Source organism: Enterobacter cloacae complex sp. S2 (assembly GCF_015159675.1).
GTDB classification, from domain to species: domain Bacteria; phylum Pseudomonadota; class Gammaproteobacteria; order Enterobacterales; family Enterobacteriaceae; genus Enterobacter; species Enterobacter intestinihominis.
On sequence record NZ_JADDTS010000037.1, the window covers coordinates 12,833 to 36,411 of the forward strand.

Here is a 23,579-nt window from a genome sequence, read left to right on the forward strand (position 1 = left end):
ACACCCTCTCCCCTTTGGGGAGAGGGCAGGGTGAGGGGTAAGGTTTTAGTTATGCAGCCTTACGGAACCTGCGGGTCAGTCGCTTCTCGATTTCGACGACGAAGAACATCACCCCCGCCACCGCCAGCGTCACGAACCAGTAGCGCAGCGGCAGCGCTTCGGTGCCGAACAGCATCTGCATAAACGGCAGGTAGATGATCGCCGCCTGGAGCAGGAACAGTACGCCCGTTACCAGCCAGATCCCTTTGTTCGCCAGCAGGCCGCGGTTCAGGGAGAACCCTTCGGTGTTGCGGCAGTTAATCATGTACACCCACTGGGCGCAGACTAGCATCTGGAGCAGCACGGTGCGGATGAACTCCGCGCTGTGCCCGCGCGGGGCCAGCCAGGCTTCCAGCGCAAAGGCGGCGATGGCAATCATGGTGCCGACGAAAGCCACGCGCCATACGGCGTAGGCGTCCATCACGTGCTGCCCGGTCTGGCGCGGCGGGCGGCGCATTATGTTGCGCTCGGCGGCCTCGAAGGCCAGGCCGAAGGAGAGCGTGGCGGAGGTCGCCATGTTCATCCACAGGATCAGCACCGGCGTCAGCGGAATGATGTTCCCCGCCAGCAGCGCAATCACAATCAGTAGCCTCTGCGCCAGGTTGGTCGGCATGATGAACAGAATGGTCTTCTTCAGGTTGTCGTAAACGCGACGCCCCTCTTTCACCGCGCTGGCGATGGTGGCGAAGTTATCGTCCGTCAGGACCATGTCCGCCGCCTCTTTGGTGACTTCCGTGCCTTTGATGCCCATCGCAATACCCACATCCGCCTGACGCAGCGCTGGCGCATCGTTCACGCCGTCACCGGTCATACCGACGATTTCGCCTTTGTCCTGTAACGCTTTCACCAGGCGCAGCTTATGCTCCGGGCTGGTACGGGCGAAGATGTCATACTTCACCGCCGCTTCGGCCAGCTCGGCGTCGTCCATCTTCTCCAGCTCATAGCCGGTGACCGCCTGCTCGCTGTTAGTGATCCCCAGCATCTGGCCTATGCTCATCGCCGTCTGCGGGTGATCCCCGGTGATCATCTTCACGCGGATCCCCGCCTGCTGGCAGGCGTTAATTGCCTCAATCGCTTCCGGACGCGGCGGATCCATCATCCCGGCAATGCCGAGGAAGATCAGGCCGTGGCTCAGGTCGTCGTGAGTCAGTGCCTGCTCACCGTTCGCTGGCCTGAACGCCGCGGCGACCATGCGCAGCCCCTGACGCGCATAGCGCTCCATCTCCGTTTCCCAGTACGCGCGGTCAAAGGCTTGCGCACCGTTGCGGGTCTGCTGCTGCTCACACAGGGCGAAAATCACGTCCGGCGCGCCGGTGATCAAAATCTGCTCCTCACCGCCAATCTGGTAGTGGGTGCTCATGTACTTGTACTGCGAGTCGAACGGGATCTTGTTGACCAGGGTGGTCTCGACCGGTGCGAGGTGGGCTTTTGCCGCCAGCACCTTCAGCGCGCCCTCGGTCGGGCCGCCGGTGATGCCCCACAGGCCGCGCTCGTCCTGAATCAGCTGGCTGTCGTTACACAGGTCGATGGTGCGCAGGTACTGCTCCAGCACGGTGCCCGGCTGGATCTGCACCGGCTCGTCGCTGCCTTCGAGGTAGAGGTTGCCCACCGGCTCGTAGCTGTTGCCGTCCACGCGATAGCACGTATCGGCGGTAATGATGGCTTTCACCGTCATCTCGTTCATGGTCAGGGTGCCGGTTTTATCCGAGCAGACCACGGTCATCGCGCCCAGGGTTTCAACCGTCGGCAGCTTGCGGATAATCGCCCGCTTACGCGCCATCGCCTGTACGCCCAGAGAGAGGATGATGGAGATAATCGCCGGCAGACCTTCCGGTACGGAGGCTACCGCCAGGCTAATCAGGGAGAGCAGCAGCTCGCCCATCGGGATCTCGCGGAACACCAGGCTGAAGACAAACAGCGCGGCCATCATCGCCAGAATGATGGCGAAAATCGCTTTGCCCAGCTTGTCCATCTGCACCAGCAGCGGGGTGCGGTGCTTTTCAATGCCCGCCATCATCTGGTTGATGTGGCCGAGCTCCGTATCCTTACCGGTCGCGGTGACCAGGCCAACGCCACCGCCCGCGCTTACGGTCGTCCCGGAGAAGACCATATTGGTGCGGTCGCCCAGCGGCAGTTCACCGCTCAGCGGATTAATGTGTTTATCCACCACGGTGGATTCGCCGGTCAGAATTGCCTCTTCCACGCGTAAATTATGCGCTTCAATTAAGCGCATATCCGCCGGAATACGATCTCCTGCGCGCAACACAATAATATCGCCCGGGACGATTTCCGTCGTCGGGATGGTTTCATGGTTACTATTACGAATAACGCGCGCCTCGCTGGAGAGCATATTGCGAATACTCTTCAGGGATTTTTCTGCGTTACTTTCCTGAATGTGGCCAATTAAGGCATTGATTACCGCCACGCCCAGGATAACCAGCGTATCAACCCAGTGTCCCATTACAGCCGTTAATACGGCGGCCGCCAGCAGGACGTAAATCAGGACATCGTTAAAATGCGCGAGAAAACGCAGCCAGCCCGGCTTGCCTTTTTTCTCCGGCAGCGCGTTCGGGCCATGCTTCTGCAAACGTGCCTGCGCCTCGGTGCGGTCCAGGCCATTCGCCTGGCTCTTCGCCTGAGCAAGCACCTGCTCTACGGTCTGCTGGTACGCCTGCCCGCCTGCGGGTGGCATATTCTGCGAGAAATTTTTTTTGGTCATGGTATTTTTCCTTCAATATCCGGTGGACGGAAGCCGGAATTCCTTTCTGGCTTTAAATAATTCATTTTTAAGTCTTGCGGGTTAAATTGATCTACCGCAATATATTGACTACCCGGTTATTCAAAACTGATTAAAATTATTTCGACGCGTTGATTTTTACAAAATATTTCTAAACCAACACTAAACGAGGAGGAAGCATGTTTGGTATTTATCGCGGGCGGCGCCTGGCGTTATACATTGTCGCAGCCATTGTTATTGCGACGTTAATTGGATATAGCACCTATAGCTTTGTAAAATTATTTTCGTGAAAAAGACGTTTATTTACATTACGCGATATTAATTTAATCGCCCCGGAAATATTATCTATTTTCCGTTATTAACTCGCAGAATAACGGTGGCCTTTCACTCAATTTTGCCAGTGGGGATGATATTGCTTTACGTTTCAGGATGCCGGACAATGACATTTTTAACTCACGATTAACATTACGATGAAACACCCGTTAGAATCGCTGCTCACCGCAGGGGGCATTTTGCTGATGGCCCTGCTCTCCTGTCTGCTGTTACCTGCGCCGTCGCTGGGTCTGGTGCTGGCGCAGAAACTGGTTCAGACCTTTCATATGGTCGATCTGAATCAGCTGTACACCATTCTGTTCTGTCTGTGGTTTTTGGTGCTCGGCGCCATCGAATTCTTTATCCTGCGTTTCATCTGGCGCCGCTGGTTTTCACTGGCGTCGTAAGCCAGTAAGATCGCGCATCCCGTGGATCAGCGCTTCACACCAGGCCGCGTAGTCGTGGCCGCTGGATGAGGGATGGAAGCTGACGCGATAGCCTTTTTCCTTCAGCACCTGTTCAAAATCCTGCGTGGTGCGATAAATGCCGCCGCCCGGCCCCGTGGTTTCAAACTTTCCGGCCTGTAACCAGAAGCGCACCGGATACGGCGGCGACTGCTGGTACTGACGCGTCAGCCAGCCGGGGGCGTCACCTTTCGGCGCCCACCAGTAGGAGCCGGAAAGGCTCAGCACGTTGCCAAACAGGCGCGGATAGCGCAGCGCCACCCATGACGAGGCAATTCCCCCGTAGCTCGACCCCGCCAGCACCGTTTTCTGCCGCTGCATCGCGATGCCCTGCCCGCGCAGCCACGGCAGCAGCTCGTGCGCCATAAAGTCAGCAAATTCCGGGTTCGGCGGCAGCTCGTTGCCGCGACGGGCGTGATCGAGGCTGTCGATAAACACCACGTTAATCGGTGGCAGGTGATGCCGGGCAATCAGACCGTCCAGCACGTTGGCAAAATGGTATTCGTCCTGATAAATCTGCCCGTCGAACAGAATTAACGTCCAGCGTGCGGGCTGTGCGCCGCGCGGTTTGTAGATCATCACGTCGCGGGCGTTGCCGAGGATGTGGCTGGAAAAACTCTGACGGCTCAACGTCCCGTGCACCAGCGGCTTTGCCGTGGCCTGAACGGAGCAGTAGCGCGCCGGGCTGAGATCGAGCAGCGAGTAACGGTTCCATCGATCCGCCTTCTGTTCCCCAAAGGTGTTCGGGTTAAGCGGATCGGCCTGTGCGCTCACCAGGATGGCACGGCGTTGATCGCGGGCAGAGCCTTCAACGATCGGCACATCGGGGGCGAGCTTATATTGCATCACCGTATCAGCGGGGACCACGTAGCTACGGAACCAGACGTCGCTGTTGCCCAGGCGGAACAGCGGATCGTGATCCCCCGCCGGAGAGCCGAGAATGAAGACGTTATCCCGCGCGCCGCGCCACAGAAAGGTCACGCGCTTATGGTTCGCATCTACCGGTTCCACCATTGGCGTTCCCTGTCGACGCTGCGCCTGCCAGAACGCCTCGGTACTTCCACCGGCAGAAATGACGTTTGCCAGCGCCTTTAGCGTCGGGCTTACTGGCGCCAGCATCTGCACGCGTGGTAATGGAGAGGTCTCTTTCATCCGCCACTGAAAACGCCACGGCTTACCGGCTTCGCCGTGTAGCACCAGCGAGGTGTTCTGTTTCACCGGCAGGGCAAACAGCAGCGTGTGTTCCCCGTCCGCAGGACCATTTTCGATCAGCGTGCGGATGCGGCGGTTTTGCCCATCCAGCAGGCGCGCATCCGTCACGCCATTCAGCGTGGCGGAAACGTAATTTTCACCCAGTTCAGGCAGGGAGAAGCAGACTTCGCCGTTGGCATCAAACTTTCCCTGAACATCGCCCTGCCGGGACGACTGCTCGCACGTTGCCGCCACGGCGGGCAGCGCGCCGATCCCCAACAGCAACCCACTCCATACCCTCTTCATTACCGCTTGTTCCCCAACGAAATTTGTTAACAACGCTAATGCAAATGGTAATAATTTGCAATATCATCAACGGCGATTTACCGGTGTTTTTATGGCGATAGCAACCAAGGACGTTCAATAAAAATGTTTAAAAATAATAAGATAATGTATCTCTGGCTGATGAGTCTGGCGACGACCAGCGTCGCGGCTCAGGCAGAAACGAAAGAAGAAACGATTACGGTGACGCAGGGCGTGAGTGAAGAGCCCACTGCGCCCGTAAAAGGCATTGTGGCGACGAAAACGCTCTCCGCCACCAAGACCAGCGCGGAGATTGTGAAGACGCCGCAGTCGGTATCGGTGATCACCCGCGATCAAATGAACATGCAGGACGTCACATCCGTTTCGCAGGCGCTGCGCTACTCGGCGGGCGTGTTTACCGAATACCGGGGCTCGTCTAACCGTAACGACGAGGTGTTTGTGCGCGGCTTTAGCTACGTGCCAAAATTCCTCGACGGCTTAAGCTTTGGCGCAACGGCCTCATCACAGACGGGCACAGTTGACCCGTGGCTGCTGGAGCGCGTGGAGCTGGTGCGCGGCCCGGCGTCGGTCCTGTTTGGTCAGGTGAATCCTGGCGGGTTAATCAGCATGACCAGCAAGCGCCCGACGGCGGAGGCCATTCACAACGTGCAGTTCCGCACCGGCAATAACGATCTCGCCGAAGGTGCGTTTGATTTCGGCGGCAGGCTGAGCGACGACGGCCGCGTACTGTATCGCGTGAACGGTATCGCCCGTACGCAGCATAATCAGGTGGACGATTATAAAGAGACGCGGATGGCGATCGCCCCGGCGATCACCTGGTACCCGAACGATCAGACCCGCTTTACGCTGCTGACCAGCTACCAGAAAGATCCGGATGCCGGATACCGCAACTTCCTGCCCGCGTATGGCACGGTGAAAAGCGTCGACGGGAAGTACATCCCACGCGACTTTAACGTCAGCGATCCGAATTACAATCAGTCCTGGCGCGAGCAGACGATGATTGGCTACGAGCTGGAACACCAGTTCGCCGACAACCTCACCTTCCGCCAGAACGCCCGTTACGCCACCATCAAGCAGAAATACCGTTATCTGGTTTACGCCAACAGCGCGGCCAACAGCACGGTGTTGACCCGTCGCGCCCAGCGTGAAGATCGCACGACCAATGAATTTGGCCTCGATAACCAGCTGGAATATCTGCTGGAGACCGGGAGCGTCAGCCATACCCTGCTCGGCGGGTTTGATTACAAGACAAGCAAGGATAAACAGCTGCTGGCGCGCGGGAGCGGCTCACAGTATGACCTCGACTGGACAACCCCGGTTTACGGCGTGAACGTGGATGAAAGCACCTTCAAAACGGCCTCCGACGAGCAGCAAAATCTCGACCAGATGGGGCTGTATCTTCAGGATCAGATGAGCTGGAACAACTGGGAGTGGCTGGTTTCCGGGCGCTACGACTGGAGCGAAGTGCGTACCAACGACTTCACCGATAATAGCTTTACGCAGCAGAACGACAGCAAATTTACCTGGCGCACTGGCCTGCTGTACGCGTTCGATTTTGGTCTCTCGCCGTACATCAGCTACAGCACGTCGTTTGAGCCGAACCTGCAAACCAACCGTGCGCCGGGCGTCGCGCCATTCAGGCCTACTACCGGGGAGCAGACCGAGATTGGCCTGAAATATCAGCCGGTCGACACCACGCTGATGACTCTCGCGCTGTACGATTTAACTCAGGACAACGTAGCGACCTATAACAGCGCTGAAGGCTGGTTCGAAAATGCGGGCAAGGTGCGTTCGAAAGGCGCTGAAGCGGAAATCCACGCCACGCTGATGGATAACATCAACCTGATTGGCTCCTACACTTATACCGATGCAAAAACCGAAAGCACCACGGTGGCGGGAACAGAAGGCAAAACGCCTGCGCGCATTCCAGCGCATATGGCATCGGCGTTCGCCAGCTATACCGTTCCGGGCGGCGTGCTGAAGAGCCTGACCGCTGGCGTGGGGATGCGCTACATCGGCACCAGCTACGGCGATGCGAAGAACACCTTTAAGGTGCCATCGGTGGATCTGTATGACGCGATGCTGCGCTACGATCTGGGCGAGATGAACCGCAGCCTGAAAGGGGCAAGCGTGCAGTTCAACGTCAATAACGTGGCGGACACGAAGTATGTGGCGTCATGCGCAAGCGATACGGCGTGCTTCTACGGGATTGGCCGGACGGTGACGGCGACGGTGAATTATCGGTGGTAAGGGATTTGTAGGCCCGGTAAGCGCAGCGCCACCGGGCAATTACGGGCACCGAGCCCACAAAAAAGCCGGGTGGCGGCTACGCCTTACCCGGCCTACACGCGACATGTTAATGTGTCTGGCTATGGTTCTCTTTGCGGTACGCCCCGGGCGGCTGGTTGAAGGTGCGGGTAAAGATGCGGGTAAACGTCTGCTGCGAGTCAAACCCGTAGCGCAGGCAGATATCGTACACGCGCTCGTCTGACTCACGCAGATCGCGCGCCGCCATCAGCAGCTTGCGTTCGCGGATGTAGCGCCCCAGACTTTCGCCTTTGTACTGCATAAACAGCCGCTGTAAATGCCATTTTGAGTAACCCGCATGGCGGGCAATCTCTTCGATGCGTAACGGCTGGTGTAGGTTGTCATCAATCCATTCGACAATCGTATCAATGACCTGAGCGGAAATCGTCATACTGCTCTCCCCCTCTGCTTCTCGCTTAAACATTATTCCCACCACTCGCGAAATTGTTGCGTGGTATCACTCACCCGCACGGGCTCGCCCAGCTCCGGTGTCAGCAGCCGGTAGTTTTTATCCTTGCTGGCTTTCGCCAGCTGGATCAGTGGATCGTTCCAGGTATGTTTCGCCAGCACAAAACGCCCGTTATGTCCCGGTACGACCGCTCTGGCATTGAGATCTGCCGAGGCCTGCGCCGTTTCCGCCGGATGCATATGGATGTACTTCCAGTCCTGGTCGTACTGGCCGTTTTCCATAATGGCTAAGTCAACTCCGCCAAACTGCTCGCCAATCGCTTTGAAGTGCGGGCCATAACCGGAGTCTCCGCTGTAGTAGACCTTCTGCTCCGGAGAGACAAACATAAAGCTGCCCCACAGGGTCTGGTTACGCTTAATGCCGCGCCCGGAAAAATGGCGCGCCGGCAACACGTGAACCGTCAGCGCATCGCTGATACGTACCGACTGGTTCCAGTCCCGCTCGTCGATAATCTCAGGGTTCATCCCCCAGTAGCGCAGATGCGAACCCACGCCCAGCGGGGTGACCACGCGCTTAACCTTCGGCAGCAGCGCCTTGATGGTGGCGTAATCCAGATGATCATAGTGATCGTGGGAGATAATCAGCAGGTCGATCTCCGGCATGCTCTCCGCACGCCACGGGTACTCCCCCGCAAAGGCTTTATTGAGGAAGGAGAACGGTGCGGCGTAGTTACTCAGAACCGGATCGATCAGGATTCGTTGCCCCGCCAGCTGCATATACCAGGAGGAGTGGCCGAGCCACACCAGCGTGTCCTGTTCAGGCGACAGGCTCGCCAGATCGGTTTTCACCAGCGGCAGCGGCTGCGCAGGACGGGCGTTTTCGGTTTTACGGGTAAGAAACTGCCACCACGCCACCAGCATATTTTGTTGCCCGGTAAAGCCCGGCGTAGGGAGCGTGTTATGGAATTGCCCGTCGCGATAGTGCGGAGAGGCCTCCACTTCAGAGAGCTGCGCACCCTGCGGTGGCTGGCCAAATCCGGCATTCAGTACAAACGGTAAACTGGCAGCTGAAGCAATAATCATGACTAACACCACGCAGATGAATAGAGGCTTTTTCATTATCCTGACCCGCCAACGCGCCCTGTCCGATAGTTTGCGCGGGTTGAACTTGATTATGAGTGAGTAAGCACTCATTATAGATAGGATGATTACGCCGTCAAGAAGGTTTTCGATCTTTGACATTCCGCGTTGCAGCGTGGCAAAGCACGTGTTTCAATCAGGGTTTTTACAATTGACGGGAGGAAAAATTTAGTGGCACGTCCGAAGAGTGAAGATAAAAAACAGGCCTTACTGGAAGCAGCAACGGCTGCGTTTGCGCAGTCAGGTATTGCCGCCTCAACGGCGTTAATTGCCCGTAATGCGGGCGTCGCTGAAGGGACACTGTTTCGCTACTTTGCTACCAAAGACGATCTGCTGAATGCCCTCTATCTGCATCTGAAGCAGGATCTTTGCCAGACCATGCTGGCAAACCTCGATCGCACCATCACCCAGCCAAAAGAGCATACCCGTAATATCTGGAATAGCTATGTGGACTGGGGCATTCGTAACCCCCTGGCGCATGCGGCTATCCGCCAGATTGGCGTCAGTGAAAAGCTGAACATTGAAACCGAGCAGGCGGTGAAAGACATGTTCCCGGAAATACACGAACTGTGTCACCGCTCGGTGCGCCCGGTGTTTATGTCTGACGAGTTTAAGACCTTCGGTGATGCAATATTCTTATCGCTGGCTGAAACCACCATGGAGTTTGCCGCGCGCGATCCGTCCCGTGCCGTCGATTTTAAAGCGCTGGGCTTTGAAGCCATGTGGCGCGGGCTTGCTGAGGAAGAGAGCCATGGACAGTAAAGCCTTGCAGGAACATGCCAGACGCGTCGCGCTGGAAATGCCTTTTACCGAACATTGCTGGCCGTTTGGCCCGGAGTATGACGTGTTTAAGGTGGGCGGGAAAATTTTTATGCTGATGGCGACCGCTCACGGTCGGGCCCACGTCAGCCTGAAATCCGATCCGGAAAAATCGCTGCTCAATCAGCAGATCTACCGTGGCGTGGAGCCTGGCTACCATCTGAATAAAAAACACTGGATCTCCCTTTATGTCACGGACGACATCACGCCTGAACTGGTCACCGACCTGATTACGGATTCGTGGAATCTGGTCGTTGATAAACTGCCGAAAAAAGATCAGAAGTGGATTCGGCCAGCCTGATTGTTCGTCTGAGACGAACAGAATAAGCGCTCGAATCGCACTTATCTTTTCCCGCTTCGCGCGGTAATCTGCTTTCCTTTCACGCCCGCCTGCGGGCGAATTTCATCACCAGGAGTTGTTATGGATATTATTTCTGTCGCCCTGAAACGCCACTCTACCAAGGCGTTCGACCCAGCCAAAAAACTGACCGCAGAAGAAGCGGAAAAAATCAAAACGCTGCTGCAATACAGCCCGTCCAGCACCAACTCCCAGCCGTGGCACTTTATTGTTGCCAGTACTGAAGAGGGTAAAGCGCGCGTGGCAAAATCCGCGGCGGGCACCTATGTGTTTAACGAACGCAAAATGCTGGATGCCTCTCACGTGGTGGTGTTCTGTGCGAAAACCGCGATGGACGATGCCTGGCTTGAGCGCGTCGTCGATCAGGAAGAGGCTGACGGCCGTTTCGCCACGCCAGAAGCAAAAGCCGCGAACCACAAAGGCCGGTGCTATTTTGCCGACATGCACCGCGTGGATCTGAAAGATGACGACCAGTGGATGGCGAAGCAGGTTTACCTGAACGTCGGCAACTTCCTGCTGGGCGTGGCCGCGATGGGCCTGGACGCAGTGCCGATTGAAGGCTTCGATGCCGCAATCCTCGACGAAGAGTTCGGCCTGAAAGAGAAAGGCTTCACCAGCCTGGTGGTGGTGCCGGTTGGGCATCACAGCGTTGAGGATTTCAATGCCACGCTGCCGAAGTCTCGCCTGCCGCTGAGCACGATTGTGACTGAATGCTAATGAAAATGGGCCGCTGCATGCGGCCCGTTACGCTTTACTGATGACAAGCCTGCGATGCGGATGGACCTCACGATCGTTTCCCCAGGCAAAAGCAATCCAGCGCTCTTCCAGCTCAGCGTAGGAATTTACGGGCGTTAACGTCCACTCTTCTCCCACCGTACCGTCCGCCACACTAATGCGATAGTTCATGGTAAACGCCCAGTCGATCATGCGCAGCCAGAACCGTTGCCCGTCTCCCGTTTGTTCGCTGTCAGAGACAACGATGTCGTATTCGCTTAGCACCCACTGAAAAAAGAGTTGTGGCAACCCGCTTATCACGCGTTGATGAACGGCACGTGGCGTACGCCACACCATCACCTGCGTGGCGGCACCGTGGGGAAAGGTAATTTCTTTATGAAATTTAAGCTTTACGGCATACGCCGTATAAGGTTTGCCGTCATCGGTGGTCACGAGACGATATTCATCACCATAACGCGATTTCAGGAGCCGGTATCCCACAGGCAGCAGAAACCCCGGCAGATGAAAATCCGCCGTACCTCGTGCCAGGAACGCTTCGGTGTGTTCGACGTTTCGGGAGATAAGGCCGAGTTTTTGGCTGAAGTCTGCGGAATCAATCATCAGTGGCGACATTTGTTGTTTCTCATGGCGTGAGTATAGTCGACTTAATCCCTCATCGAAATGATGTCGATTCAGTCGGTTGGTTTAAGTTAAACGCCACCTTATACCTGTCTCATCCGCTTAGCAGAGCCAGCTCTTATTCCCTGAAAGCCCCTCGCAAAAAACTTATTTCCCCTGCGCCTCCAGCCACGCCATCGCCCTCTCCCCCGCCTCGTCCACCGGTAAATAGACCAGCAGCCGCGATCCGTTTCGCGGCGCAGAGTACCAGTACATCTGCTGGAGATGAAAATCCCCCAGCTCGGGATGGGTGAACAGCTTGAGCTGGTTCTCCACGCCGCGCACGTCGTTACGCTGGTGCCACAGGGTTTTGAACTCCTCAGACACCGCAAAAAAACGCGCCAGCTTCGCTTCCCAGAGCGGGTCGCCACGGTGCTCGGCCATTGCCGCGCGGAAGTAGGAGACGAAAATCGGCAGCACGTCGTCACGTTTGCCGAGCCGCGCGCGCCACGCCGGATGGGTGAGGAACAGGTAAATACAGTTGCGATCTTCCGGCGGGATAGCGTTGAAATCGACGCCCATCAGGTGTCCGAAGCTGTCGTTCCACGCCACGATATCGAAATTCGGTTTCTGAATACTGGCAGGCTTCGGCATCAGGGTATCCAGCAGGCGACGCGTGCCTTCGCTGATCCCCTCACAGCACACCGCCTGCGGGGCTTCGCCCGGCGGCAAACCGGCAAGCACAAAAAGATGCCGGGCTTCGGTCGGGGTGCATTGCAGCGCTTTTGCAATGGCGGCCATCACCGCGCTGGACGGATTGACGTCCCGGCCCTGTTCCAGCCAGGTGTACCAGGTCACACCGACATCCGCGAGCATCGCTACCTCCTCCCGGCGCAGGCCCGGCGTGCGGCGACGGCCGCTGCGCGGTAAGCCGAGCCGCTGCGGATCGAGGCTTTCGCGCCGGGCACGCAAAAACGCGCCCAGCTGCTTGCGGGTGTCATCCTGGAGAGAGGTGACAGGTTCAGACATCAGCGCCATAACATCTCCTGCATGGTAGTGCCAGTACCAGTATAAGTAAGAACTGGTACCCGTTTATCAGATGGTTGATGCTACGACTCTACGCTGTTTGACGCAATGGAGTCACCATGAATACGTCAGTTGTTTCACCGGGTCGTGCGGGCCTGATATTGCTGTTAACCGGCCAGATGCTGCCGCTGATTGATACCTCGATCACCAACGTGGCGCTGGATTCCATCACCCATTCGTTACACGCCACCGCCACCGAACTGGAGCTGATCGTCGCCCTCTACGGCGTGGCCTTTGCCGTCTGCCTGGCCCCCGGCAGCAAGCTGGGCGATAACCTTGGCCGCCGTCGCTTGTTTATGTGGGGCGTGGCGAGTTTTGGCCTGGCCTCGCTGCTGTGCGGCATGGCGGGCAATATCGAACAGTTGCTTGCCGCGCGCATTATTCAGGGCGCGGGCGCCGCGCTGATCATGCCGCAAATTCTCGCGACGTTGCACGTGACGTTAAAAGGAACGGCACACGCCAAAGCGATCAGTCTGTTCGGCGGTATCGGCGGTATTGCGTTTATCGTCGGCCAGATGGGTGGCGGCTGGCTGGTGTCGGCGGACATCGCCGGGCTTGGCTGGCGTAACGCCTTCTTTATCAACGTGCCGATTTGTCTGGTGGTGCTGGCGTTGAGCCGTCGCTACGTACCGGAAACCCGCCGCGACACGCCGTCGCGCATTGACTGGACCGGGACTATCCTGCTGACGGCGATACTGTGCTGTCTGCTGTTTCCGATGGCGCTCGGCCCGCAGTGGCACTGGTCGTGGCCGCTGAAGGCCGCGCTGCTGGCGATTGTGCCGCTGGTCTATTTGATGGTGTTAAACGCGCGTAAGAAAGAACGTGAGAATGCCCACCCGCTCATCGCGCCGCGCCTGTTGCAGCTGCGCAGCATCCGTTTTGGCGTGCTGATCGGGATACTCTTTTTCAGCGTCTGGTCCGGGTTTATGTTCTGTATGGCGCTGACCATGCAAAGCGGTCTGGGGATGGCGCCGTGGCAGTCCGGGAACAGCTTTATCGCGCTCGGCGTCACCTATTTTATTTCCGCCTGGTTCGCCCCACGCCTGATTGCCCGCTACAGCACCAGCGCCATCCTGCTGACCGGGCTTGCGATTCAGCTTGTCGGCCTGGTGGCGCTGATCGCCACGTTCCGTCACTGGGGAATGCAGAATACCGCGCTGACGTTGGCCCCGGCCACCGGGCTGGTGGGTTACGGTCAGGCGCTGATTGTAAACAGCTTCTACCGTATCGGGATGCGCGATATCCAGCCTGACGACGCAGGAGCCGCGAGCGCGATTTTAAGTACGCTGCAACAGGCTGCGCTGGGGCTTGGCCCGGCCATTTTCGGCGCGATTTTGCTGCACGGGCTGCAAAATCATCACGGAGATTACACCCAGGCAGTCAACGTCTTCCTGATGGTGGAAACGGCCATGATGGTAGTGCTGGCGCTGGCCACGCTGCGTATGCGCCATCGTCTGTGTTTACCGGTCGTCAAGGCCTGTCCGGCGACAAAATAAAACTGCCTGAATTTGCATAATAGATCCGCAGCCGCCATTATGGGGCTGCATCAATACAGGAGACGTTATGCAGGAATTAATTGCTCAGGTTGAAGAGTTAGGGATTGAAATTAATCACACCACCTCTTTAGTGATTATCTTTGGTATTATTTTTCTTACAGCCATTATCGTTCATTTTATTCTGCACAAAGTGGTGCTGCGCGCCTTCGAAAAACGCGCGCAGGCCAGCAGCCATTTATGGTTGCAGATCATTACGCAGAACAAGTTATTTCACCGTCTGGCGTTTACCCTCCAGGGGATAATCGTCAACGTTCAGGCGGTTCTGTGGCTGCAAAAAGGCAGCGAAGCGGCGGAAATGCTCACCACCTGCGCAAAATTGTGGGTGATGGTCTATGCCCTGCTCTCCTTCTTCTCGCTGCTGGATGTGATTTTTAATCTGTCGCAGAAAATGGCCACCGCATCACAGCTGCCGCTGAAGGGGATATTTCAGGGCATCAAGCTGGTGAGCGCCATTCTGGTGGGAATATTAATTATCTCCCTTCTGATCGGTCAGTCACCCGCCATTCTGATAAGCGGCCTGGGTGCGATGGCTGCCGTTCTGATGCTGGTCTTTAAAGACCCAATACTGGGCTTAGTGGCCGGTATTCAGCTCTCCGCCAACGACATGCTGAAGCTCGGGGACTGGCTGGAGATGCCGAAATACGGGGCCAACGGCACGGTGACCGACATCGGCCTGACCACCGTTAAAGTGCGCAACTTCGATAACACCATCACCACCATCCCGACCTGGGCGCTGGTGTCCGACGCGTTCATCAACTGGAGCGGCATGTCAGCCTCCGGTGGTCGCCGCATCAAGCGTAGCCTGAATATCGATACCACCAGCATTCATTTCCTCGATGAGCAGGAGCAGCAGAAACTGATTCAGGCGAAACTACTGAAGCCGTATCTGGCCGCGCGTCACGAGGAAATTAACCTGTGGAATCAGCAGAACGGCGAAGGGGAATCGGTATTAAACCTGCGCAAGATGACCAATATCGGCACCTTCCGTGCCTATCTGAATGAATATCTGCGTAACCACCCGCGTATTCGTAAAGATATGACGCTGATGGTGCGCCAGCTCGCGCCCGATGCCAACGGGCTGCCGATTGAAATATATGCCTTTACCAACACGGTGATTTGGGCAGAATACGAAGATATTCAGGCCGACATCTTCGATCATATTTTCGCGGTGGTGGATGAATTTGGCCTGCGTATTCACCAGTCGCCAACCGGAAACGATATTCGCTCGCTGGCTGGCTTCATCGCCAGATAATCAGGTGCTGGCGCGGGAAATAAAGCGCCAGTCCATCATGACCCTTTCCGTGGGCGCATCCGGGTTGTCGATCTTATTTAACAGCAGATTGACCGCCTTGCGCCCGATATCCCGCGACGGTTGTTCAATGGTGGTGAGAGAAATCATCTCCGCCAGCTCGGTGCCGTCAAAACCCACCACCGCGATATCTTCTGGCACCCGCAGCCCTGCCTGCTGAATGGCGCGCAGCGCCCCCGCCGCCAGCGTATCGGAAACGGCAAACACCGCATCCGGCGGGTTTGCCTTTAACAGATTTTGCATCGCCGCCATGCCCGCACTGGAGCTGAGCTCACTGGCGTACTCCACCGCCTGATAGTCAAGATCCCGCAGGTGTATGACGCTCTTATAGCCGCGTTCGCGCAAACGGGCATATTTGTAGCTGAGGTCGTGGTTGATGAGCGCAATGCGTTTGCGGCCCCCGTCGGCAAGCTGGCTGACAACGTGCTGGGAGGCATCAACATCGTTAATCCCCACGCAGGAGACCGCGCCCGCATCGGCGTATTCGGCGCACTGCACCCACGGCGCGTTGCCAATCAGCGCGGCCAGCTCCGGCAGCTTCGAGAACGCATCCATAGTGATAATGCCATCGACGATTTTGCCGGAGAGCAGGCTTAAGCCCGAGCGGGAGCGCTCAATATCCGAGCCGGAGTTGCACAGCAGAATGCGGTAGCCGTTTTTCTCCGCCTCGGCTTCGATGCCCTTCACCACTTCGGCACAGAACGGGTTGGCGATGTTCGAGACCATCACCAGGATCATATAGCTGCGGGCGGTGCGCAGCTGACGCGCCAGCAGATTGGGCTGGTAGTTACTCTCCTGGATCGCCTGCAAAACGCGCTCGCGGTTTTTCGCCTTCACGGTATCGCTGTTATTCAGTACGCGAGAGACCGTTGCCACGGATACCCCGGCCAGTTGAGCGATTTTCTGAATTGACATAGCGACGATACATCCTGCGGTTAGCGTTTTGTGCAGGCTACCATAAATTGGTTGCCCGGCGAACCGGGCAATGCGTCAGTATTCCACACGCACCCAGCGCTGCTGCTGATGGCTTTTCACAATCGCATCAAGGATATACATCACACTGGCACCATCGTGGAAGGTGGCAAACTGCGGCTTATCCGGCATCGCTCCCGCCTGCACGGCACGGTAAAACTGCGCCATCATATTTTTAAAAGCATCCGGCCAGCCTTCAATGTGTCCGCCGGGGAAATGGGCGCTGTCGGCCACATCACGGTTCATCAAACCCGGATCGTCGCTGAGCGTCTGGTTTGCCCGGGCGCGATGGCCGATCCACAGCTGCTGCGGGGTTTCCTGATCCCACGCCACCGACTGCTCGCTGCCGTTAATTTCAAAGGTCAGGCGGTTTTTTCGCCCCGCGCTCACCTGCGAGACGCTAAAGCTGCCCTTGCTGCCGTCGTCAAAACGCAACAGCACCGAGCCGAAGTCTTCGGTAGTGACCAGTTTATCTTCATAGTGAGCATGTTCGTCGTGCGTAAACGTCTGACTGCCCGCCACGTTAGCCTTGCGCGTCGGCCAGACGATGGATAAATCAGCCATCACCTCAGTAATGCGCCTGCCGGTGACATACTGCACCGTATCGCACCAGTGGGAGCCGATATCCGCCACCGCCCGCGATGCGCCGCCGAGCGCGGCATCCACCCGCCAGTTGTAGTCGGTTTCCAGCAGCATCCAGTCCTGCAAATAGCTGCCGTGCGAGGCGAACAGCCGCCCGAGGGTGCCCGCGCGCATCATGCTCGCCGCCTGGCGCACCATCGCAAACTGACGATAGACAAAGCTCACGCCATGCACCACGCCCGCCTGCTCTGCCAGCGCCACCAGCTCGCGCGCCTCGTCCGGCGTCATGCACAGCGGCTTTTCGGAAAACACGTGCTTGCCCGCGCGCAGGATCTGGCGGTTAATCTCCGCGTGCAGGTGGTTCGGCGTGCAGTTGTGCACCGCATGCAGATTGGAGTGCGCGAGCAGTTCTTCCACGCTGGCGTAAGCATGCGGCACATTTAGCTGGCGCGCCTTTTCCTGCGCCTTAACGAGCGAACCGTCGCAGAGCGCGACCACCTGCACAAACCCGAGACGCCTGAGCGCCTCGATGTGTGCCGGGCCAATAAACCCGCTTCCGATAATCCCGACGTTAATCATGGCTCCCCCCTGCGGCGAAATCATCAAACGCCCGTCCGGAAACGGGAATAATGTGGCGGCGGATAAATTCGCTGCCTTCACTCGCGCCAGTGTCGCCATCCTTCAGGCAGCACTCCCACTCCAGCACCGCCCAGCCGTCGTAGTCGTACTGGGTCAGCTTGCTGAAGATGCCCTTAAAGTCGATCTGCCCGTCGCCCAGCGAGCGAAAGCGTCCGGCGCGGTTGATCCACGGCTGGTAGCCGCCGTAGACGCCGCTGCGCCCGCTGGGGCGGAACTCCGCGTCCTTGACATGGAACGCTTTAATGCGCGCATGGTAGAGATCAATAAAGGTCAGGTAATCCATTTGCTGAAGCAGCATGTGGCTCGGGTCGTAGAGAATGTTGCAGCGCGGATGGTTATCCACCAGCGCCAGAAAACGCTCGAAGGTTACGCCGTCGTGCAGATCTTCCCCCGGATGCAGCTCAAAGCAGACGTCCACGCCCTGCTCGTCGAAGGTATCCAGTATTGGCCGCCAGCGGGTTGCCAGCGCCTCGAACGCCTCCTGAAAACGCTGCTCGTTGTGCGGCGGCCACGGATAGAAAAACGGCCAGGCCAGCGAGCCGGAGAAGGTGGCGTGCGCTTTCAGGCCTAATCGGGCCGAGGCGACCGCCGCCTGCTTCAGTTTTTCCGTTGCCCACGTCTGACGCGCCGCATCGTTATCGCGCACGGATGCGGGTGCGAAGTGGTCAAACGCCTCGCTGTAAACCGGGTTCACCGCCACAAGCTGCCCTTCCAGATGGGTCGACAGCTCGCTGATGACCAGCCCGTGCGCGGCCAGCTTAGCGGTGATGTCGTCGCAGTAGGCCTGACTCTCTGCGGCTTTCTCCACATCAAAGATATGCGGATGGTTGCAGGGGATTTGCACCGCTCTGTAACCCTTCGACGCCGCCCATTCTGCCAGCCCGTCGAGCGTGTTGAAGGGCGCTTCCCCGCCAATAAACTGCGACAGAAAAATGCCCGGTCCTTTCATTGTCCTCATACCACCTCCAGAACATTACGCCTTGTCATCGTCATACTTAAACGTGAGAAGGAAAATCAGCGCGATCGCCGCGGCAGCCACCGCCGGGATCCACCAGAATGTAACCCACGCCTGCGGCACGGTCTGCCCTGCCACCAGGCGGTTGTAAAGCGCCCCTGAAATCTGCGAGCCGAGCAGCATGCCGATGCCGTAGGTGAACATCACGATCATGCTCTGCGCCTGGCCTTTGACCTTTTCTCCCGCCACGCGGTCGGTGTAGATAAAGCCGACGACAAAGAAGAAATCGTAGCAGACGCCGTGCAGCAGAATGCCCAGATACAGCAGAATGCGCCCCTCCTCGCTGACGCCCAGCGCGAACATGGCATAACGTACGAACCACGCCAGCATGCCGATCAGCAGCATATATTTCACGCCCAGGCGGCGGAACAGCAGCGGAATAACCAGCATGAAGACGATCTCAGACATCTGCCCGAAGGACATGGCGGTGCTGACGTCGGCAATGCCGGCATCCGCCAGATACGAGGCGGTGTAGGCGTAATAGGTGCCGAGCGGGACGGAGATCAGCATTGCGCAGACGGAGAAGACGAAGAAGTGGCGGGTTTTGAGCAGCGCGAAGGCGTCCGCGCAGAAGAGATCGCGCACCTTCACAGGCAGGCCTTTCGCCGGTGCTGGCGTGTGCGGCAGCGTCAGGCTATAGAGCGCCAGCAGCACGGAGCTGACCGCCGCCACCTGGAAGATGGTCACGCTGGACGCCACGCCGGTGACGCCGATAAAAATGCCCGCCACGATCCAGCCGATGGTGCCAAACACGCGCACCACCGGGAAAGTTTTATCCACGTTTGCCAGGCTGTGGAACGCGATGTTGTTGGTGAGCGCCAGCGTTGGCATGTAGCAGAGCGTGTAGCCAAACAGAAGGCCAATCAGCAGCGCGCCGTTCTCAGCAATCAGCGCCCCCGGCACGAACCAGAGGATCGCCGCGCCCGCGAGGTGCATCACCGCCATCACCTTCTGTGAAGCGAAGAAGCGGTCCACCAGCATCCCGAGCACGAACGGCGAAAGAATGGAGGCGATGGGCCCGGCTGAGAACGCGTCGCCAATCAGCAGTGACATGTTGTGCCGGGTCATCACCAGGCCAAGCGTGACCGACCAGCTACCCCAGATAAAAAATTGCAGAAACATCATCAGCGACAGACGCGGCACCAGCAGCCGGTGCTGCGTTATCGCCTTTTCACTACTCTCAGTTGACACCATGATAAGCCTCACCCGGAAAAAGTAATCGATTACAAATTAGTTCAAATGAAAAGTAATCGATTACAAAACAAAGATCCTGTGGATCGAAACAGAATTGGGAGAGGGGTCACGATAATGGTGAAGCGGAGGTGCCGGGTGGCGGCTTCGCCTTACCCGGCCTACTAAATAACGTCCCCGAACATGTAGGCCCGGTAAGCGCAGCGCCACCGGGCGTGAAGGCAGGCAGTGTGGTGCGGTCTGGTTTGGTGCGGTCTAGTGCCCTCACCCCGGCCCTCTCCCACAGGGAGAGGGAGAAAACCGCGCTACTTTTTGCGTGAAAGCTTAAACGCGATAAACAGGAACACCACCCACACCGGCAGCAGCATCGCTGACAGGCGCATCTCATCCATGGTGCACATCAGCACCAGAATCAGGCCGAGGAAGGCGATACAGATGTAGTTCCCCGCCGGATAGAGCAGCGCCTTGAACTGCGTCTCGCGCCCCTTGCGGCGCATCGCGGCGCGAAAGCGCAGGTGCGCCAGGCAGATCATGATCCAGTTCAGCAGCAGCGTGGCGACAACCAGCGCCATCAGCAGGCCAAACGCCTCTTTCGGCAGCAGATAGTTGATCAGCACCACCAGCGAGGTGATAGCGCCGGAAAGGAACAGCGAATTGATCGGCACGCCGCGACGGCTGACGCGGGTAAGGAACTTCGGCGCGTTGCCCTGTACGGAGAGGCCAAACAGCATGCGGCTGTTGGAGTAAACCCCGCTGTTGTACACCGACAAAGACGCCACCAGAATGACGAAGTTCAGCGCGGAAGCCACCACGTTGCTGTTCAGGTCATGGAAGATCATCACGAACGGGCTGCTGTCAGATTTTACTTCCACCCACGGATAGAGCGCCAGCAGCACCACCAGCGAGCCGATATAGAACAGCAGGATACGGTACACCACCTGGTTGACCGCTTTCGGAATGCTTTTGTGCGGATCGCGCGCTTCAGCAGCGGTAATACCTATCAGCTCCAGACCGCCAAAGGAGAACATAATGACCGCCAGCGAGAGGATCAGCCCTTTCCAGCCAGTCGCCAGGAAGCCGCCGTGCTGCCACAGGTTGTCGATCGATGCACGCTCGCCGCCGTGGCCGGAGAACAGCAGCCACAGGCCAAAGCCGATCATGCCGATAATCGCCAGCACCTTGATCAGCGCAAACCAGAACTCGGTCTCGCCATACAGGCGCACGTTCACAAGGTTAACGGCGTTAATGATGAAGAAGAAGGCCGCCGCCCAGATCCACGTCGGGACATCCGGCAGCCAGTACTGCATATAGATGCCTGCGGCGGTCAGCTCCGCCATGCCCACCAGCACGAACATCACCCAGTAGTTCCAGCCGGAGAGGAAGCCTGCGAACGGACCCCAGTATTTATAGGCAAAATGCGCGAAGGAGCCGGACACCGGCTCTTCAACAACCATCTCGCCGAGCTGGCGCATGATCAGGAAGGCGATAATCCCTGCGAGAGCGTAACCCAGCAGAACCGCCGGGCCAGCCATTTGAATGGCGGGGCCGATGCCGAGAAACAGCCCGGTACCGATCGCGCCGCCAAGGGCAATTAACTGAATATGTCGATTTTGCAAACCACGTTGCAGCGTCGGACTCTGATCCGACGAAGCTTCAGCGCTACCATGGCCTGAAGCGGATGACGCGTCTTTCACGCCCTACCCCTGTCTCTTTTTTAGAAGGGGCACGTTTTAACACTTCATGCTGGTGGTAGCAAGCTTAACGCCGGGCCAGCGCATGCGCCCGGCGGATAAACGTCACGACCCGATGATCCCGCCGTCTGCTTTGACGATCACCACCGTTGACGATCGCGGACGCCCGTTCGGACTCGCGTCTGGCCAGCTGGAAACAGCGCGAGGGTTGGCCGGGTCGGTAATATCATCCCCGCCCTCCCCCGGATGCTGAATGTTGATAAACAGCGTCCGGTTGTCTGGCGTAAATGCAATGCCGGTGATTTCGCACCCGCGCGGCCCGGTCAGGAATCGGCGATACTCGTTGGTGCCTGGAATGGTAGCCACCATCTGGTTATTGCCCATCCCCTCGTACGCTTTCTTATTGATGGTGCTGGAGGAGACATCGGTCTGGATCCACAGGACGCCCTGGTGGTCAAACGACAGGCCGTCCGGGCTGCCAAATTCCGCGCCCTGCATCGAGCCTTTGGCCTTCGGATCGTCGCCGTCGGTGCGCCCGGCCATGACCAGAATATCCCACTTAAAGCGTGAGGCGGCAGGATCGGCCCCCTCTTCGAGCCAGTGCATAATATGCCCGTACACGTTGTTGGCGCGCGGGTTAGCGGCGTCGACCGGTGCCTTGCCCTCTTTACCGCGATCGCTGTTGTTGGTGAGCGTACAGTAGACGCTGCCGCTGGCGTGCGGATCGACGGCTATCCACTCGGGGCGATCCATCTTCGTTGCCCCCACCACGTCGGCCGCCAGACGGGTTTTAATCAGCAGATCGCCCTGGCTTGCAAAACCGTTGCTTTTATCCAGGCCATTTTGCCCGAAGACAAGCGGCAGCCAGTCGCCGCTGCCGTTTTCGTTGAACCTGGCGACGTACAGCGTGCCGGACGTCAGCAGCTGCATATTGGCTTCGCGGTTCGCGGGATCGTATTTTTTATCCGAAACAAATTTATAGATGTACTCAAACTTTTGGTCGTCACCCATATAAACCACCACGCGATTATCGGCGGCGAGCGTGACGGCTGCCCCCTCATGCTTGAAGCGGCCCAGCGCGGTGTGCTTGCGCGGGGTGGAGGTCGGGTTGTAGGGATCGATTTCCACGACCCAGCCGAAACGGTTGGGTTCGTTAGGGGTTTTATCGACGCTGAACCGCTCATCCACCTCGTTCCAGCGGTATGATTCATCGCTGTCGCTAATGCCGTAGCGTTTTTCCAGCGGGTTGAGATCGGCTTTTTTCACAAATATGTCCGACCAGTTCTCCTCGCAGGTGAGATAGGTCCCCCACGGCGTGTGGCCGTTGGCGCAGTTCTGCATGGTGCCCAGAACGCGTTCCCCCTGCGGATCGGCGGCGGTTTTCATTAAGTCCTGATGCCGCGCCGGGCCGGTAAGCTGCATCGGCGTATTGACGGTAATACGGCGGGCGAACGAAGACGGACGCACCACCTCCCAGCCGCTGCCCGTTTTTTTCACTTCCACCACCGACACGCCCATCGCGTTCTGCCCCTTGCGGGCTTTGTCGAGGCTCCAGTTCGCCGTACCGTCCGTAAACAGCATTCCGTTGTCGATGTATTCATGGTTCATCGCCAGCAGGCCATGCTCCGGGCTTTGCGCCCCCTGCGGCAGGCTAAACCACGCCATGCCGTCGTGGTGCATGCCCGCCTGCACGGCCTGTTCGTCTGTGGTATTGCTGGCGTCCGGTTTAAACGCCGGCATGTTGTTTTTGATGCCTGTCGGATCGCCCCAGCGATAGAACGGGCGGGCAATATAACCTTCCGGCACCCTGACCGTATCTTCCGTGGAGACGTCAATGCTGGTAAAGCCCAGGGAAACCGCTTTTGCCAGCGCGGACGGTTTTGAGACCGCGGCAATCGCATTCTCGGGTGTGATCAGATACGGGAATGATACGGCTGCCCCCGCTACGGCCCCCATCTGGAGAAAACGGCGGCGGGAGAGGAACACCTCTGCCACCTCGGAGAATACCGGGTTAGCGCTGCGGTTACTGATATCGTCGCGATGTTCTTTTTTAAATACGGATTTGAGGGGTCTGCCCATAGCGGCTTCCTGTCATTGGCCAAGAGGT

At 57.8% G+C, this 23,579-nt stretch carries 19 protein-coding genes; 7 read left to right on the forward strand and 12 right to left on the reverse strand.

All coding sequences use genetic code 11. From position 1 onward, the window contains the following. Positions 1-49: 49 nt before the first annotated feature. Positions 50-2,758 carry a cation-transporting P-type ATPase gene (locus IPZ49_RS17080; protein ID WP_063146558.1) on the reverse strand — a complete coding sequence of 903 codons (2,709 nt, stop codon included), beginning with the start codon at positions 2,756-2,758 and terminating at the stop codon, positions 50-52. A 488-nt stretch (positions 2,759-3,246) separates the two neighbouring features. On the opposite strand from IPZ49_RS17080, the gene IPZ49_RS17085 reads away from it, so the two are divergent. Continuing rightward, positions 3,247-3,495, forward strand: a complete 249-nt coding sequence (locus IPZ49_RS17085; RefSeq protein WP_003858875.1) for a DUF1158 domain-containing protein — start codon at positions 3,247-3,249, stop codon at positions 3,493-3,495. On the opposite strand, the gene IPZ49_RS17090 is transcribed toward IPZ49_RS17085, so the two are convergent. Further along, positions 3,481-5,049 carry an alpha/beta hydrolase-fold protein gene (locus IPZ49_RS17090; protein WP_063146559.1) on the reverse strand — a complete coding sequence of 523 codons (1,569 nt, stop codon included), beginning with the start codon at positions 5,047-5,049 and terminating at the stop codon, positions 3,481-3,483. The genes IPZ49_RS17085 and IPZ49_RS17090 overlap by 15 nt on opposite strands. Before the next feature lie 123 nt (positions 5,050-5,172). Here IPZ49_RS17090 and IPZ49_RS17095 point away from each other — a divergent pair, with 123 nt between their 5' ends. Continuing rightward, positions 5,173-7,317: a TonB-dependent siderophore receptor gene (locus IPZ49_RS17095; protein WP_063146560.1), complete on the forward strand. Its 2,145-nt coding sequence runs from the start codon at positions 5,173-5,175 to the stop codon at positions 7,315-7,317. 106 nt (positions 7,318-7,423) lie between these two features. Here the strand turns inward: IPZ49_RS17095 and IPZ49_RS17100 are convergent, their stop codons facing one another. Then, complete coding sequence (locus IPZ49_RS17100) at positions 7,424-7,765, reverse strand: RamA family antibiotic efflux transcriptional regulator (RefSeq protein WP_017694370.1); 342 nt, start codon at positions 7,763-7,765, stop codon at positions 7,424-7,426. A gap of 32 nt (positions 7,766-7,797) precedes the next feature. Continuing rightward, entirely contained in the window at positions 7,798-8,901 is a 1,104-nt protein-coding gene (locus tag IPZ49_RS17105; protein WP_022647332.1) for a RomA family MBL fold metallo-hydrolase, read from the reverse strand. A gap of 192 nt (positions 8,902-9,093) precedes the next feature. On the opposite strand from IPZ49_RS17105, the gene IPZ49_RS17110 reads away from it, so the two are divergent. The 3 genes from IPZ49_RS17110 (at position 9,094) to nfsB (ending at position 10,816) form a co-directional block, all read left to right on the forward strand. Then, positions 9,094-9,684 (forward strand): TetR/AcrR family transcriptional regulator, encoded by a 591-nt coding sequence (locus IPZ49_RS17110; protein ID WP_023299509.1) that lies wholly within the window; start codon positions 9,094-9,096, stop codon positions 9,682-9,684. Next, positions 9,674-10,042, forward strand: coding sequence for an MmcQ/YjbR family DNA-binding protein (locus IPZ49_RS17115; protein WP_063146561.1), 369 nt, complete (start codon positions 9,674-9,676; stop codon positions 10,040-10,042). The genes IPZ49_RS17110 and IPZ49_RS17115 overlap by 11 nt, the downstream gene beginning before the upstream one ends. Positions 10,043-10,162: 120 nt before the next feature. Then, positions 10,163-10,816 carry an oxygen-insensitive NAD(P)H nitroreductase gene (gene nfsB / locus IPZ49_RS17120; RefSeq protein ID WP_003858884.1) on the forward strand — a complete coding sequence of 218 codons (654 nt, stop codon included), beginning with the start codon at positions 10,163-10,165 and terminating at the stop codon, positions 10,814-10,816. Positions 10,817-10,843: 27 nt separating this feature from the next. On the opposite strand, the gene IPZ49_RS17125 is transcribed toward nfsB, so the two are convergent. Both IPZ49_RS17125 and IPZ49_RS17130 read right to left on the reverse strand, forming a co-directional pair. Then, the gene (locus IPZ49_RS17125; RefSeq protein WP_023299508.1) at positions 10,844-11,446 is read right to left on the reverse strand and encodes a hypothetical protein; all 603 of its coding nucleotides are present in this window, start codon (positions 11,444-11,446) and stop codon (positions 10,844-10,846) included. A gap of 153 nt (positions 11,447-11,599) precedes the next feature. Beyond that, positions 11,600-12,469, reverse strand: coding sequence for a helix-turn-helix transcriptional regulator (locus IPZ49_RS17130; protein ID WP_022647328.1), 870 nt, complete (start codon positions 12,467-12,469; stop codon positions 11,600-11,602). A 107-nt stretch (positions 12,470-12,576) separates the two neighbouring features. Between IPZ49_RS17130 and IPZ49_RS17135 the strand changes: the two genes are divergently transcribed. After that, the gene (locus IPZ49_RS17135) at positions 12,577-14,013 is read left to right on the forward strand and encodes an MFS transporter (protein ID WP_063146562.1); all 1,437 of its coding nucleotides are present in this window, start codon (positions 12,577-12,579) and stop codon (positions 14,011-14,013) included. Positions 14,014-14,080: 67 nt separating this feature from the next. After that, complete coding sequence (locus IPZ49_RS17140) at positions 14,081-15,325, forward strand: mechanosensitive ion channel family protein (protein ID WP_023299505.1); 1,245 nt, start codon at positions 14,081-14,083, stop codon at positions 15,323-15,325. Here the strand turns inward: IPZ49_RS17140 and IPZ49_RS17145 are convergent, their stop codons facing one another. The 6 genes from IPZ49_RS17145 to IPZ49_RS17170 all read right to left on the reverse strand — a co-directional run bounded on the left by IPZ49_RS17145 (position 15,326) and on the right by IPZ49_RS17170 (position 23,551). Next, the gene (locus IPZ49_RS17145) at positions 15,326-16,297 is read right to left on the reverse strand and encodes a LacI family DNA-binding transcriptional regulator (RefSeq protein WP_023299504.1); all 972 of its coding nucleotides are present in this window, start codon (positions 16,295-16,297) and stop codon (positions 15,326-15,328) included. Positions 16,298-16,372: 75 nt separating this feature from the next. Next, a complete protein-coding gene (locus IPZ49_RS17150) occupies positions 16,373-17,515 on the reverse strand; it encodes a Gfo/Idh/MocA family protein (protein ID WP_032677200.1) in 1,143 nt (380 codons plus the stop codon). Then, positions 17,508-18,533, reverse strand: a complete 1,026-nt coding sequence (locus IPZ49_RS17155) for a sugar phosphate isomerase/epimerase (protein ID WP_063146563.1) — start codon at positions 18,531-18,533, stop codon at positions 17,508-17,510. The genes IPZ49_RS17150 and IPZ49_RS17155 overlap by 8 nt, the downstream gene beginning before the upstream one ends. A 15-nt stretch (positions 18,534-18,548) precedes the next feature. Then, positions 18,549-19,784, reverse strand: coding sequence for an MFS transporter (locus IPZ49_RS17160; protein ID WP_023299501.1), 1,236 nt, complete (start codon positions 19,782-19,784; stop codon positions 18,549-18,551). 302 nt (positions 19,785-20,086) lie between these two features. Then, complete coding sequence (pheP, locus tag IPZ49_RS17165; RefSeq protein WP_063146564.1) at positions 20,087-21,475, reverse strand: phenylalanine transporter; 1,389 nt, start codon at positions 21,473-21,475, stop codon at positions 20,087-20,089. Positions 21,476-21,577: 102 nt separating this feature from the next. Then, positions 21,578-23,551, reverse strand: coding sequence for a PhoX family phosphatase (locus IPZ49_RS17170; RefSeq protein ID WP_063146565.1), 1,974 nt, complete (start codon positions 23,549-23,551; stop codon positions 21,578-21,580). Between the last annotated feature and the right edge of the window lie 28 nt (positions 23,552-23,579).

What these genes read in the sequence shown, in the direction of transcription:
- IPZ49_RS17090 (WP_063146559.1), bottom strand. Translation starts at nt 5,049, where the DNA reads ATGAAGAGGGTATGGAGTGGGTTGCTGTTGGGGATCGGCGCGCTGCCC.
- IPZ49_RS17085 (WP_003858875.1), top strand. Translation starts at nt 3,247, where the DNA reads ATGAAACACCCGTTAGAATCGCTGCTCACCGCAGGGGGCATTTTGCTG.
- IPZ49_RS17100 (WP_017694370.1), bottom strand. Translation starts at nt 7,765, where the DNA reads ATGACGATTTCCGCTCAGGTCATTGATACGATTGTCGAATGGATTGAT.
- IPZ49_RS17105 (WP_022647332.1), bottom strand. Translation starts at nt 8,901, where the DNA reads ATGAAAAAGCCTCTATTCATCTGCGTGGTGTTAGTCATGATTATTGCT.
- IPZ49_RS17170 (WP_063146565.1), bottom strand. Translation starts at nt 23,551, where the DNA reads ATGGGCAGACCCCTCAAATCCGTATTTAAAAAAGAACATCGCGACGAT.
- IPZ49_RS17095 (WP_063146560.1), top strand. Translation starts at nt 5,173, where the DNA reads ATGTTTAAAAATAATAAGATAATGTATCTCTGGCTGATGAGTCTGGCG.
- IPZ49_RS17115 (WP_063146561.1), top strand. Translation starts at nt 9,674, where the DNA reads ATGGACAGTAAAGCCTTGCAGGAACATGCCAGACGCGTCGCGCTGGAA.
- IPZ49_RS17145 (WP_023299504.1), bottom strand. Translation starts at nt 16,297, where the DNA reads ATGTCAATTCAGAAAATCGCTCAACTGGCCGGGGTATCCGTGGCAACG.
- IPZ49_RS17155 (WP_063146563.1), bottom strand. Translation starts at nt 18,533, where the DNA reads ATGAGGACAATGAAAGGACCGGGCATTTTTCTGTCGCAGTTTATTGGC.
- IPZ49_RS17150 (WP_032677200.1), bottom strand. Translation starts at nt 17,515, where the DNA reads ATGATTAACGTCGGGATTATCGGAAGCGGGTTTATTGGCCCGGCACAC.
- IPZ49_RS17130 (WP_022647328.1), bottom strand. Translation starts at nt 12,469, where the DNA reads ATGGCGCTGATGTCTGAACCTGTCACCTCTCTCCAGGATGACACCCGC.
- nfsB (WP_003858884.1), top strand. Translation starts at nt 10,163, where the DNA reads ATGGATATTATTTCTGTCGCCCTGAAACGCCACTCTACCAAGGCGTTC.
- IPZ49_RS17125 (WP_023299508.1), bottom strand. Translation starts at nt 11,446, where the DNA reads ATGTCGCCACTGATGATTGATTCCGCAGACTTCAGCCAAAAACTCGGC.
- IPZ49_RS17140 (WP_023299505.1), top strand. Translation starts at nt 14,081, where the DNA reads ATGCAGGAATTAATTGCTCAGGTTGAAGAGTTAGGGATTGAAATTAAT.
- IPZ49_RS17080 (WP_063146558.1), bottom strand. Translation starts at nt 2,758, where the DNA reads ATGACCAAAAAAAATTTCTCGCAGAATATGCCACCCGCAGGCGGGCAG.
- IPZ49_RS17160 (WP_023299501.1), bottom strand. Translation starts at nt 19,784, where the DNA reads ATGGTGTCAACTGAGAGTAGTGAAAAGGCGATAACGCAGCACCGGCTG.
- IPZ49_RS17135 (WP_063146562.1), top strand. Translation starts at nt 12,577, where the DNA reads ATGAATACGTCAGTTGTTTCACCGGGTCGTGCGGGCCTGATATTGCTG.